The organism is Thalassotalea ponticola, from assembly GCF_041379045.1.
GTDB classification, from domain to species: Bacteria; Pseudomonadota; Gammaproteobacteria; order Enterobacterales; family Alteromonadaceae; genus Thalassotalea_A; species Thalassotalea_A ponticola.
Map to the genome: position 1 here is coordinate 984,934 of NZ_CP166871.1, position 12,096 is coordinate 997,029.

General features: G+C 43.9%; 10 protein-coding genes. 6 read left to right on the forward strand and 4 right to left on the reverse strand.

The window, feature by feature from the left end; genetic code table 11:
• Positions 1 to 3 precede the first annotated feature (3 nt).
• Both glsA and ACAY30_RS04275 read right to left on the reverse strand, forming a co-directional pair.
• Positions 4 to 987, reverse strand: a complete 984-nt coding sequence (gene glsA / locus ACAY30_RS04270) for a glutaminase A (protein ID WP_290250678.1) — start codon at positions 985 to 987, stop codon at positions 4 to 6.
• A gap of 9 nt (positions 988 to 996) precedes the next feature.
• Entirely contained in the window at positions 997 to 2,427 is a 1,431-nt protein-coding gene (locus ACAY30_RS04275; RefSeq protein ID WP_290250677.1) for a DcaP family trimeric outer membrane transporter, read from the reverse strand.
• A 359-nt stretch (positions 2,428 to 2,786) separates the two neighbouring features.
• Here ACAY30_RS04275 and ACAY30_RS04280 point away from each other — a divergent pair, with 359 nt between their 5' ends.
• The 6 genes from ACAY30_RS04280 to ACAY30_RS04305 all read left to right on the forward strand — a co-directional run bounded on the left by ACAY30_RS04280 (position 2,787) and on the right by ACAY30_RS04305 (position 9,593).
• The gene (locus ACAY30_RS04280; protein ID WP_290250676.1) at positions 2,787 to 3,545 is read left to right on the forward strand and encodes an alpha/beta fold hydrolase; all 759 of its coding nucleotides are present in this window, start codon (positions 2,787 to 2,789) and stop codon (positions 3,543 to 3,545) included.
• 325 nt (positions 3,546 to 3,870) lie between these two features.
• A complete protein-coding gene (locus ACAY30_RS04285) occupies positions 3,871 to 6,390 on the forward strand; it encodes an RND family transporter (protein ID WP_290250675.1) in 2,520 nt (839 codons plus the stop codon).
• Positions 6,391 to 6,431: 41 nt separating this feature from the next.
• Positions 6,432 to 7,211 carry an outer membrane lipoprotein-sorting protein gene (locus ACAY30_RS04290; protein ID WP_290250674.1) on the forward strand — a complete coding sequence of 260 codons (780 nt, stop codon included), beginning with the start codon at positions 6,432 to 6,434 and terminating at the stop codon, positions 7,209 to 7,211.
• A gap of 38 nt (positions 7,212 to 7,249) precedes the next feature.
• Complete coding sequence (locus tag ACAY30_RS04295; protein ID WP_290250673.1) at positions 7,250 to 8,758, forward strand: hypothetical protein; 1,509 nt, start codon at positions 7,250 to 7,252, stop codon at positions 8,756 to 8,758.
• A 9-nt stretch (positions 8,759 to 8,767) separates the two neighbouring features.
• Entirely contained in the window at positions 8,768 to 8,980 is a 213-nt protein-coding gene (locus tag ACAY30_RS04300; protein WP_290250672.1) for a DUF2892 domain-containing protein, read from the forward strand.
• A gap of 124 nt (positions 8,981 to 9,104) precedes the next feature.
• Positions 9,105 to 9,593, forward strand: coding sequence for an ATP-binding protein (locus tag ACAY30_RS04305; RefSeq protein WP_290250671.1), 489 nt, complete (start codon positions 9,105 to 9,107; stop codon positions 9,591 to 9,593).
• 126 nt (positions 9,594 to 9,719) lie between these two features.
• On the opposite strand, the gene nhaA is transcribed toward ACAY30_RS04305, so the two are convergent.
• Entirely contained in the window at positions 9,720 to 10,928 is a 1,209-nt protein-coding gene (gene nhaA / locus ACAY30_RS04310; RefSeq protein WP_290250670.1) for a Na+/H+ antiporter NhaA, read from the reverse strand.
• An 812-nt stretch (positions 10,929 to 11,740) separates the two neighbouring features.
• Complete coding sequence (locus ACAY30_RS04315; protein WP_290250669.1) at positions 11,741 to 11,881, reverse strand: hypothetical protein; 141 nt, start codon at positions 11,879 to 11,881, stop codon at positions 11,741 to 11,743.
• Positions 11,882 to 12,096 lie beyond the last annotated feature (215 nt).

A 12,096-nucleotide genomic window follows, 5' to 3' on the forward strand; every position in this document is an offset into this window, starting at 1 on the left:
TGGTTAAAACACATTCGCACCTAGCTTTTCGGCGATATAATCAATGGCTTTTTGCGCTCTGACACTATTGCCAGCGCTGTCTAGGCGTGGCGAAAATACGGCGATAGAAAACTGTCCAGGGGCAACGGCGATAATACCGCCACCAACACCACTTTTGGCTGGAAGTCCAACTTTATACGCCCAGTCACCGCTGGTTTCATACAAACCGGCAGTCGACATTACCGCGAGCAAATGTTCGACATTGTCTTCGCTCATCAGTTGTTTGTTGGTAATTGGGTGTTTGCCATTATTGGCCAACGGCGCTGTCATTATCGCAAGGTCTTTGGCGGTAACGCCGATTGAGCATTGGCGAGTGTACAAATCTAAGTTCATTGCCACATCACCGTAAAAGCGTTGATGGGCTTTGAGTAATTGTGCGATGGCTAAATTGCGATCGTTGGTTTCGGTTTCTGACTGGTAAACCGCGTCTAGAACCGGCAACTTCGCGTTGGCAAATTCGTTGTACCAAGATGCAACTCGTTGCCACTTCGTGGTCTCGTTGCCGTCTAACAAGCTCATCGTTGCCATGGCACCGGCATTAACCAGCGGATTAATGCTGCGCGCTTGGTTAAGCTCAATGGCTATAATTGAGTTAAAGGGCATGCCCGAGGCGTTAACCCCCACTTTTTCGGCTACTGTATCAGCGCCTTGTTGTTCAAGTGCCAACGCCAAGGTAAAAACCTTTGAAATCGATTGAATAGAAAAGCGCTGTTCAACATCGCCATAGCTATACACTTTGCCATCAGTAGTGACCAAGGCGATACCAAATAATTCGGAATCGACTTCGGCTAAAGCGGGAATGTAATCGGCGTTGGCCCCTGTTTTATCCATTTTATACAAGCTGTGGGCACTGGCCAATATGGCATTTATATCAACGTCTTTGCTGGTTTGAGCACAAGCCGACACGGGCACCAAAAGGGTAATAATCAATAACCATCTACTGAACATGTTTGATCCTTAGTATTTAAATGCGAACGATGTTTGAATACGGGTGTTGTCAGCACTCTGACCCACTTTGTTTTCAACCTCGCCATACTGCAATTCGATACCTATTTTACTCATCGCAATTGGCGACCAGATGACGTTGAGAGTAGTGTACAAACTCTTTGCAAAGGCATTGTCAAATTGGCTGGCCAAATTGTCGAGTTCAATGTAGCTTAGCCCAACCGAACTGCTGATGCTTTGCTGCCACTGGTGATCTAAGTAGACAAAGCCGCCGATCGCTTTTATCGCGCGAAGATCGCCTTGCTGATTTACTCCCGCGTCAGCACCACCGGTTTGGTCTGCGTAGTAATTACAACACGGATCATTGAGGTATCGGCTGATCCCTTTACCGTAAACGAGTTGGTATTTGACCGTGTCTGCACTAGAAACCGCGTATGCGCCAGAAAGATTAACCCCCCAGGCATAAGTGCTATCACGAGCACTACCACCGTCGATAAATTGTGCTTCATAGCCGAGCTTTCTGATAATAAAAGAGCTCTTGAAGTGACCAAAGGCGCCACTTTGATAATAATAGGCGGTAATATCGGGTAGCTCGTTTACTTCGTCGTATTGGTAGCTCGACGGGGCAAGTAAATTTGGCAGCGCAAAATCAGAATCTGAACGTTCGATGGAGAATGCTAACCTTTCGTTTTCACTGAGCAAATAGGTATATCGCAGCAAAGGTTGACGGGCAAAAACCATCGAGTTTGGTCCCCAGTATTCCAGTGTGTTGGGGAAGGCATCAATATCCATGAACCCGGTAAAGGTTTGTCCGGCACCAAAATTACCCAGCTCTCCCCATAAGTGCAACAAGTTAAAGCTGGCATTGCCATCTTGTTGAAACATATCAAATTCAAATCGCGTTTTCATATCGCCATATGCGGTGGGGGTGATGCTCTTAACATACAGCTTTGATTGGCCGGCAGTTAGCAAGGTATTATCATCGACAGTATCGTTTTCAAAGGCAATTGACGAGGGCTGAAAGCCGGCGCGATTGGTCATTTCACCACTGTTGTAGATAGCATCAAGCCATATTTGACCGCCAATTTGTAAGCGTGTATTAGTGCCGCTTAAGCGAATCGAACGGTCAGGGGTTTGATATTTGTGACTGGAGCGTTGTTTGAATGCGCGTACAGCGCGAAAAGTTTTATCATCGTCGATTGCTTGTTGCTGGTTAATTTGCTCTGCTTGAATCTGATCTTTCAAGCTTTCAATTTGTTCATCCTTGTCGGTCAGCACTTGCTCCAAAACCTGCAAGCGTTGCTCTAACTCGGTCATTCTGGTATTGATATCGTTATCTTCCGCTCGGGTTAGATTAGATGCTAGAGATAAGCTAACAGCTGAGATTGTGAGTATCGACTTAACGTGTGTTGGCCGTAGCGTTCGGTCAGTAGTGGTAGCCATGAAATTTCCCAGTATCGGTGTTATTGTTTTACAACCTGTGTTGTGTAACCGGTGATTGTTCAAGTCTAGGTCAGCAGCTTAAAACTCGCCAGACAAAGCCTTGTCGATAAGATAATAAGTAATTGTTTTTAAAAATCTTGCTTGTTATTAGTAAGCTAATTGAAGTCAGTCCGATATCGTTGATAAAAGTGTGTTTGTTAACAGAGGCTACAAACACTTGGTATTGGCCGATTGAAGTGGTATAGCTAATATAACAATATCAGCGCAGTTGATGCGCGCTGCTAAGATAAAGCCTAATAACAACTATGACAGATCACCAGAGTCGAAGCGTAGCAGGTACCAAGAGAGTCACACTATAAATGATTAAATTAAATAAAATCAGATCGTTATTGGCAGTGTTTAGTCTGCTGCTCATTACGTGGTCAAGTTTAGCGAAACAAGCGCCAGTTGTGGTGTTTGTTCACGGCTCGTGGGGCGGTGGTTGGGACTATAAAACGATGCAATCTCTGTTACAGCAGCGCGGTTTTGTTGTGTACCGGCCAACCTTAACCGGACTGGGAGAGCGGGTGCATTTAAACACACCCGACGTAAATCTAGATACTCATATTCTCGATATTGTTAATCTGATTGTGTTTGAAGAGTTAGACGATGTCATTCTCGTTGGCCATAGCTACGGCGGCATGGTGATCAGTGGTGTCGCTGATAAAATTCCTGAAAAGATCAAACACCTTGTGTACATGGATGCGTTATTACCAGAGCACGGCGAATCGGTATTTAGCTTAAGTGAGCCAGAATATGTCGCTCATCTGAAGCAACTTGCCGACAACAACAAAGGTCAAGAGTGGGCCATTCCACCGTATTGGCCGGATTGGGGCAAAGATGTTCCTCACCCTATGGCGACCTATCAACAGCCAATTTCCCTAACTAACCCCAAAGCCAAAAATATTGCGGCTACCTATGTTTTAGCGGTTGAGCCCAGCAGCGACAACGACAGTTTTAAGATGTTTGCCGAGCGAGCGAAACAACGCAATTATCGCTATCTAGAGTTACCCACATCGCACAATATGCAACGCACTATGCCTGAACGATATGCCGACATTATTAACGACCTGCGTTAATGCGTCGGTATCGATAAATTAACCCCACTCGCCGATGTTAATTGCAAAGCTGGTGCTTTGCTGGTGTTGGCAAATATCTCACCTTTTCGACCTTTAAACTATATTGTTTATACGGTACTAATTGACCAAGGTAGCTTAGCGAAACGCATTCAGCTCGTTACCTTGGCACCGAAACACTAATCCATATGAGGTACTGTTCTATCTTATATTAGACAAATCTAAAATAAGATAGTATATTAGCTTTATCTTATATAAGTTGATGTGTGCAAGCGCTGGCTTTTAACTCAGCTTGATATCACATCAACCAGGTTAGTCGCGGTATTTTATGAGCTATTCACATTTACTTAATTGGGCATTAAATAAGCCAAAGCAGGTATACGCCATCATCTTAACCATGGTACTTGTCGCGTGTGCCATGTTGCCGTTTTTACAAATAGATACTGATCCTGAAAATATGCTTGATCAGCATGCTCCGGCTCGAGTATTTCACAATCAAATAAAACAACAGTTCGTGATGCACGATATGGTCGTGGTGGGCTTGGTGAGCGATAGCTCAATTTACAGCGTCGAAAACCTGACAGCGTTGCACACCTTATCTACCTATATTCAAAGCTTAGACAATGTCATTTTACAAGACTTCCTCGCCTTGGATGTGGTTGACAATATATCTCAGCTTTATGACAGTGACGGCAATAACCAAGGGATCAAATTTTCTTATTTGATGAAACAAGCGCCTGAATCGGGCGTTGAGGCCAGTGCTATACAAACGGCGGTCAAGCGATTGCCTTTGCTGGAAAACACCTTAGTTTCACAAGACAACAAGGCAGCAGCTATCTATATTCCCCTAACATCGAAAGACGTTAGCTATCAAGTCGCTGAGCAAATACGCCAATATGCCGATAATATGAAGACTGATCTTGCGGTTCATATTACCGGCTTGCCCATTGCTGAAGATCAATTTGGTTACGAGATGTTTGTGCAAATGGGCGTGGCTGCGCCACTGGCTGGTTTGGCCATTTTTATCTTGCTTTGGTACTTTTTTAGAAACCTGCAGTTGGTTATTGCGCCAATGGTTGTCGCCATGGCGACGGTGCTCATTATTATGGGGGCGCTGATTGGCATGGGCTATACCGTGCATATTATGTCGTCGATGATCGCCATCTTTTTGATGCCTATTGCAGTGGTTGACTCGGTTCACATCTTATCGGAATTTGCTGATCGCTACCGTGCAGGCGATAAGGTGAGCGACGTACTCGGAAAGGTGATGAAACACCTGTACAAACCCATGTTGTTCACCTCGCTGACATCATCGGTAGGCTTTTTCTCGTTACTACTGACACCGATCCCGCCGGTTAAAGTGTTTGGTGCATTCATTGGTGCGGGTATTTTACTGGCTTTTGCCTTTACCGTATTGTTTATTCCTGCTTATATTTCACGCATGTCACCACAGGCTATTGAACACTTACATGACTCTGTTGCCCGACTAGAGCAAAAAGGCCTGTTGTCAAATGTATTAGTAGCACTTGGCCGTTTCGCCCGAACCAAAGGCAAGCTCATTATCGCCGTGGCTGTGGCGCTATTGGTCTTCAGTGTTGTCGGTATTAGTCGCATCCAAATTAACGATAATCCGGTTAACTGGTTCAAACAAGATCACCAAATACGCGTTGCCGACAAAGTGTTAAATGAGCATTTTGCAGGTACTTACGACGCCTGGTTGGTGTCATCGAGCAATGCTGATAACAGTCAAGACAATAGCGCAATTGAGCAGCAACTAAGCCAGCTAAGCGAGCAAGGACTTGACGTTTCTCTGTTGTTATCACATCTAGAGCAACGCGGTATTGATCAGGACTTGCTGTTTATGATTGATGACTTGTCGTTCACGGCTGATAGCAAATTCGCTAACAACATAACATCAATCGCTGAGTTGGCTGAACGCAGTTTAAATAAACAAAAGGTGTTTACTCAGCCCGAAATGCTTGAATGGCAAAGTCAGTTACAAGCAAAACTGATTGAGTCGGGATTAGTGGGCAAAGTCAATTCGATCACCGAAATTGTTAAAACGGTAAATCGAGAGCTTCAATCGGGCGACGACAAGGACTACGCAATTCCATCCTCAAGTGATGCGGTGGCACAAACCTTATTGCAGTATCAATCGTCGCACAGGCCACAAGACTTATGGCACTTTGTTAATACCGACTACACGCAAAGCCTAATGTGGTTGCAAATGGTCAGTGGCGACAATCAACACATGAGCGCAGTCGTGGAGTGGGTTGAAACCTATATTGCGGCTAACCCTGCGCCGATTGACCTCGAGGTAAACTGGGCGGGTAAGTCGTATCTCAATGTGATTTGGCAAGACCTTATGGTCAGTGGCATGTTAAGCAGTTTGCTGTCGAGTTTTGTCATTGTGTTTTTAATGATGGTGTTACTGTTCCGCTCGCTTAAATACGGCTTGTTGGCTATGTTGCCACTAACGTTTACCATCACCGCTATATACGGTCTCATTGGCTGGGGCGGTAAGGCCTATGACATGCCTATTGCGGTACTTTCGGCGTTAACCTTGGGGTTATCAATTGATTTTGCCATCCACTTCTTACAACGTCTAAGAGAGCTACGCCAAGAGTTAGGCTCAATGCAGTTGGCGTTGGAACAAATGTGTTTTGAACCGAGCAAAGCGATTTCACGCAATGCGATTGTCATAGCCATTGGTTTCACACCATTGTTATTGTCACCGCTGGTACCGTATATAACGGTTGGCTTTTTCTTAGCGAGCATTATGGCTGTTTCGGCAATGGTCACCTTAGTGTTACTGCCAAGCATTTTATCAATGCTTGATCGAAGTTAGTGACACCTTTGTTTAACAAGGTTCAGAAATAGGAGTACTTTATGAAAGACATTTTAAAAAACACAGTATTACTTAGTGCGTTTGTGTATTTTAGCGCGACTGCCCAAACCATGCCTGTTGAGCAGATCATTGATAAAGCCAATCTAGTGTCATATTACGCGGCAGATGATGGTACAACAGAAGCCAGAATGATGATTGTTGATCAAAACGGCAATAAGCAGATGCGCCAATTTCGTATATATCGCAAAGACATCAGTGATCGCGGCGCGCAAAAGATGCTGGTTGTTTTTTCGCGTCCAACCGATGTAAAAGGTACGGTATTTCGCGTTGAAAAACACGTTGAAAGCGACGATAACCGCTGGCTTTATTTACCTGCATTAGATTTAGTAAAACGCATATCGGCAGGTGATAAACGCACATCGTTTGTCGGCTCTCATTTTTATTACGAAGACGTATCGGGGAGAAATCCAAACGATGACACCTATGAGTTAATCGCCACTGATGAATCGTATTATCAAATCAAAGGTACCCCTAAAGACGCTGGCTCGGTAGAGTTTGCTTACTATCAAGTAAAAATCGACAACAGCACGTTTTTGCCGATGGAAATGATCTACTTTGATCAACAAGGTAAGGCAATGCGCAAAATGACGGTGAAAAAAGTGGCCGTGATCGATGGCCACCCAACGGTGATGCATTCACGTATAGAGCAGCTTGCCGACGGCTCGTATACCGAAATGCAGTTTCGCAATGTGCGTTATGATCAGGGCTTAGACGACAGCTTGTTCAGCGACCGCAGTTATCGCAATCCACCAAGCCAATAGTCGTTCAGCAAAAGTGGTAAATCGTTATGCAAAACGCTATGCGAAGCAATAGACAACATACTCAGCCAAATACTGGGCAACACACTAAGCACAACAGCTTGTTGACGACTTTGGTGGCCTTGTCGATATCAATGAGTCACACCAGTGCCTTGGCAAGCCAAGCATTGGCTGCAGAGCTCGGAGAAATGGGTTCGTATACCGCAACCCCTAGTGCTTTTTACGAGGCTCAAGAGTCGCCAGTTAAGCAATCGCAACACGCTCAAAACCCCGCACAGAGCAATACAGAAAGCGATAAAGACAGCAATACAAAAAGCGATGACTGGAGTGATCAAGAGTGGGGTGATGACAACCAAGATCAGTCACCTTGGCGTATCTCGGGTTTTACCGAGCTAGCTTACGGTGCGTTTATTGATGATCACGTGACCGATAACGCGCAGTCAATATCGGAATTGCGGGTGCGACTTGACGCCGCTTATAGCACTGATGCGTTAACGGTGAATGCAAAAATTGATGCATTGGCGGATATGCTGCTCAATGACAATGATTACGATGTTCGGGAGCTTAATATAGGCTTTAGTCCCACAGCGCAAACGGATGTTATCGCTGGTCGTCAAGTCATTACCTGGGGTACCGGTGATTACTTATTTTTGAATGATTTATTTGCCAAAGACTGGCAAAGCTTTTTTGCGGGCCGTGATGACGCTTATTTAAAAGCGCCCAATGACGCCTTGCGAGTGTTGCATTATGCAAAAAGCTTTACCCTAGATGTTGTCTATGCGCCAGAGTTTCACGCGGATAATTATATTCGAGGCGAGCGATTTTCATTTTACTCGCCAGTAGAGCAAGCCGTTGTAGCACCGAGCGAGTTTAACGTGCTAGACAGTGACAGCGAGCAATATGCCATGCGTTTGGCCGCCACACAAAATGGTATTGAATACGCCTTATATGGCTACAAGGGCGTGTGGACAACTCCGATGGGGAGCTCGGTTGAACCTCCCTTTGCCGGTTACAGTTATTTTCCTAGCCTTAACAGCTATGGTGCCAGCATGCGTCGGCCAGCTTTTGGTGGATTATTTAATACCGAAGTTGCGGTATACAACAGCCTTGATGACAGCCAAGGTGATAACCCGTTTGTGGCCAATGATCAAATTCGCTTTTTACTAGGCTATGAGCGAGAAGTGATCGCTAACACAACGGCATCGGTGCAATTTTATTTAGAGCACACGCAGGACTACCAAGCACTAAAGCAAGCGCATAACCAAACACCGATGCTTGCCTCGACACCATTGATTGATCAAAACAGACAAGTGCTTACCTTGCGCTTGACCTCGCGAGCAATGCAACAAGCACTGACTACAACGTTATTCGTGTTTTACTCACCGACTGATCAAGACGCTTACATTAAGCCGTCGATAAGTTATCGCGTTAATGATAACTGGCAGCTGGCAACAGGCGCTAATGTGTTTGTCGGAGAGCAGCAAGTGACATTTTTTGGACAGCACAAAGCCAATTCAAATATTTGGTTACGTGCCCGTTATAATTTTTAGGAGCGCATTATGACCGTAGAAAAAGCAGTCTTTCGTTTTGCCGGATTTATGATTTTGTTATCACTGGCGTTAACCCATTTTGTACACCCAGCATTTTTCTGGTTTACCGCCTTTATTGGCGCAAACATGTTTCAATACTCATTTTCTGGATTTTGCCCTGCCGCAAGCGTATTTAAAAAGCTCGGTTTAAAAACCGAAGCACAAGTTGCAACGAGCAAATAGCCATGTGAACCAAACGCTTGGCTAACCAATTTAGCTAGGCGTTTGCTACTATAACTAAACGAGTCGATATCGCATCTGGGAGTATTGCTCGATAAAACAAAGCACAAATGCGTCAGGGGGATGGGTGAAAATAACCGTTTTAGTAGGGCCACCTTGCAGTGGTAAGTCAAGCTTCCTTAAGCGGCTTGACTATGACTTTGCGATTTCATCTGACGCAATTGTTGAGCAATTATGTCGGCATAACGAGATAGCGTATCACCAGTTTTTTCAGCTACCTGCAAATCATATTATTCGGCAACAACACAAACATTTGTTTGAAGCAGCCATCGAACAAAGTAAACAGTATCAGCACGTGATTTGGGATTTAACCAACTTAACGCGAAAATCGCGAGCACGAATTTTCAGTTACTACCCCAGTGCCGAGTTTAACGCTGTGGTGTTTGATTTCGTAGGTTATGAACACCTACTATTAGCGCGTAACGAGCAACGCTCAAAGCTAACCGGTAAATACATCGACCCAGAGGTGTTACGAGCCATGTGCCAAAGCTATCAAACAGTTGATTTAAACGAGGGATTTCGCCACATAGAGCACGTTAGCATTGTTAATGATTAACGCTACATATAGCAATCGGTAGCGATTACTAACTATCATCAACAAGCACAAAGGCAAGTGAGTTATTCGAATATTACCTTCCTAGCTTAGCTTTAACTGCAAATCGCGCTGATATTCACTTGCGCGTTAATGCGCAAGTGAACGGCTACTTTCCTGCTTGCTGTCGGTTTGTTCACGTGACGAGTTTATCAACCAACTCGCCCACAAAGCAGCTAGAACCGAAGAAACCAGCACCCCTAGCTTAACTTGTTCAAAATAATTATTGGTATCGCCTTCAAAGGCCAGCGAGCCAATGAATAAGCTCATGGTAAAACCGATACCACAAAGCACACAAACACTGTACAGTTGCAACCAACTGGCGCCTTTGGGTAATTTGGCTAAACCAAGTTGTATTGCCAGCCAGCATGCACCAAAAATACCCACTTGCTTACCAATAAATAAACCACAAATCACCCCGAGCGTTACAGGGTGCAGTAAATCATCAATACTCAGACCGGTGAGTACAATACCGGCATTGGCAAACGCAAATATCGGTAAAATAGCAAACGCCACCCAAGGCTGCACGCTGTGTTCTAGGTCGAGCAAAATTGAATTTCCGTCTTCATTTTTAACATCAAATGGAATAAACATCGCAAGCGCAAAACCAGCCAACGTGGCGTGAACGCCCGATTTAAGTACCGCGGCCCACATAATAATACCCACCAATATGTATGCAGAGTGGTAGCGCACGCGATTGCGATTGAGCAGGTAAAGTACGATTAAACAGCTTACCGCCACAAGTAGCGACAACGGCGATAAGTCTTGTGAGTAGAACAAGGCAATAATAATAATGGCGCCGATGTCATCGAAAATAGCGACAGAGAGTAAAAACAGTTTAAGCGATAAGGGCACATAGCGAGAAAACAAACTAAACACCCCTAAGGCAAAGGCGATGTCGGTTGCTGATGGCACCGCCCATCCTGCTATAGAGTTAGGGTTGCCCCAATTAAACCAGGTGTATAACAGTGCGGGAAATACAATACCCGCTAAAGCGGCAATCGCCGGTAGCATTATTTGATCGCGAGAGGATAGCTCGCCATCGATAATTTCGCGTTTTACCTCTAAGCCAATTAAGAAGAAAAATATCGCCATTAATCCATCGTTAACCCACAGTAATAAAGGTTTAGCGATGGCAAAGTCGTCAATGCGAATTGACACAGGAACATTGAGAAAGTGTTGGTACATAGGATTCAAAGATGAGTTAGCGATAATCATCGCCAGTACTGCAGCAAGAACCAGTAACAAGCCGCCTGTTGCGTCATGTTGGATCATTTTTCGAAAAATAGTTTTTGTCATATGGTTAGACATACTCCTTTATGAAAACGATAACCTATTCAATATAAATAAATTTATAACGAATATCAATTCAGTTTTCCTATTGATAAGCTTTGCTTTAAGCGAGTAGTAAGTAGCAAAAACGTCAACTTCTTTGCTGTTTGCGTAAAGAAGCGCTAACGAAGATTGTATATAATGAGGGTTTAGTTATTAAAACGGTTTTTAAAGTCTAAAACAACCAGTTTTACATGGCTTTTTAAGCAGCCCATTCGCTTTGTCACATCAAAACATGCCATATCGTACTTTTGCATAAAAATACACTTTTACGGGTGAGGTTTGTCTGTGTCTCGTGCATCAATAGGCATCATTGTTTCGTTAGTGTTAATGCGATGTTTCAGTACTTCTTCTGTAGTTGGCTTTTTAACCGAGCAGGAGCAGGTAGCTCATTGGACGTTGATAGAGCGACTCATTTCAAGTAGACTAACGACGCTTTTTTAGAGCATATATTCAAGTCATAAAATAACATAACCATAATAACCTCTGGCATTGAATGTTTTAGTTAGTACAACGAGTATCAAAAGCGCCTTTACTAAATTAGTAATAACACAAAAAGGCACTTTAAAAATGGATTTTAACGACTTTGTAAGAGCAATAGTCTCTAACAAGTAATAATACCACATATACCCGCTATAACAGGTGTTGGCCGATGTGGTAAATAAGGATAATAAAACAAGGTTAATGCATAGATTGTGCGTATTTGTGGGTAACTCTGAGCGACAAACCAAAACATTGCTTGCCCGCAATCACGCATACCGCAACAAGAATCAAAGCCTTTAAATACTCGAGATATCGAGTTGATAAATAATAAATTGAAGATATCCCGTTAAAGCATACTTAGGTGCATTAACTAAGTGCATTAGCAACTGCATTAGCAACTGCATTAACGCTGATATCGCTTTGTGCAATGAGGTCATACACAGATCTCATCGCTAACAAGAAAAATTGAAAGTACAGCATAAATTACCGCGTTGAGGAGCTAGACCTTTGGGCGGAAGCGTGGATAAAAACATAAATATTTTAATCGAAAAATGAGCCTTCTATCTCAACCTAAAAAGCGAAACTCCTGGCAAATTATGGTCGATACTGTAAAAGCCTTGCTTTTGCGCGAAGTAAAAACACGATTTGGAGG

What these genes read in the sequence shown, in the direction of transcription:
- glsA (WP_290250678.1), bottom strand. Translation starts at nt 987, where the DNA reads ATGTTCAGTAGATGGTTATTGATTATTACCCTTTTGGTGCCCGTGTCG.
- ACAY30_RS04275 (WP_290250677.1), bottom strand. Translation starts at nt 2,427, where the DNA reads ATGGCTACCACTACTGACCGAACGCTACGGCCAACACACGTTAAGTCG.
- ACAY30_RS04280 (WP_290250676.1), top strand. Translation starts at nt 2,787, where the DNA reads ATGATTAAATTAAATAAAATCAGATCGTTATTGGCAGTGTTTAGTCTG.
- ACAY30_RS04285 (WP_290250675.1), top strand. Translation starts at nt 3,871, where the DNA reads ATGAGCTATTCACATTTACTTAATTGGGCATTAAATAAGCCAAAGCAG.
- ACAY30_RS04290 (WP_290250674.1), top strand. Translation starts at nt 6,432, where the DNA reads ATGAAAGACATTTTAAAAAACACAGTATTACTTAGTGCGTTTGTGTAT.
- ACAY30_RS04295 (WP_290250673.1), top strand. Translation starts at nt 7,250, where the DNA reads ATGCGAAGCAATAGACAACATACTCAGCCAAATACTGGGCAACACACT.
- ACAY30_RS04300 (WP_290250672.1), top strand. Translation starts at nt 8,768, where the DNA reads ATGACCGTAGAAAAAGCAGTCTTTCGTTTTGCCGGATTTATGATTTTG.
- nhaA (WP_290250670.1), bottom strand. Translation starts at nt 10,928, where the DNA reads ATGACAAAAACTATTTTTCGAAAAATGATCCAACATGACGCAACAGGC.
- ACAY30_RS04315 (WP_290250669.1), bottom strand. Translation starts at nt 11,881, where the DNA reads ATGACCTCATTGCACAAAGCGATATCAGCGTTAATGCAGTTGCTAATG.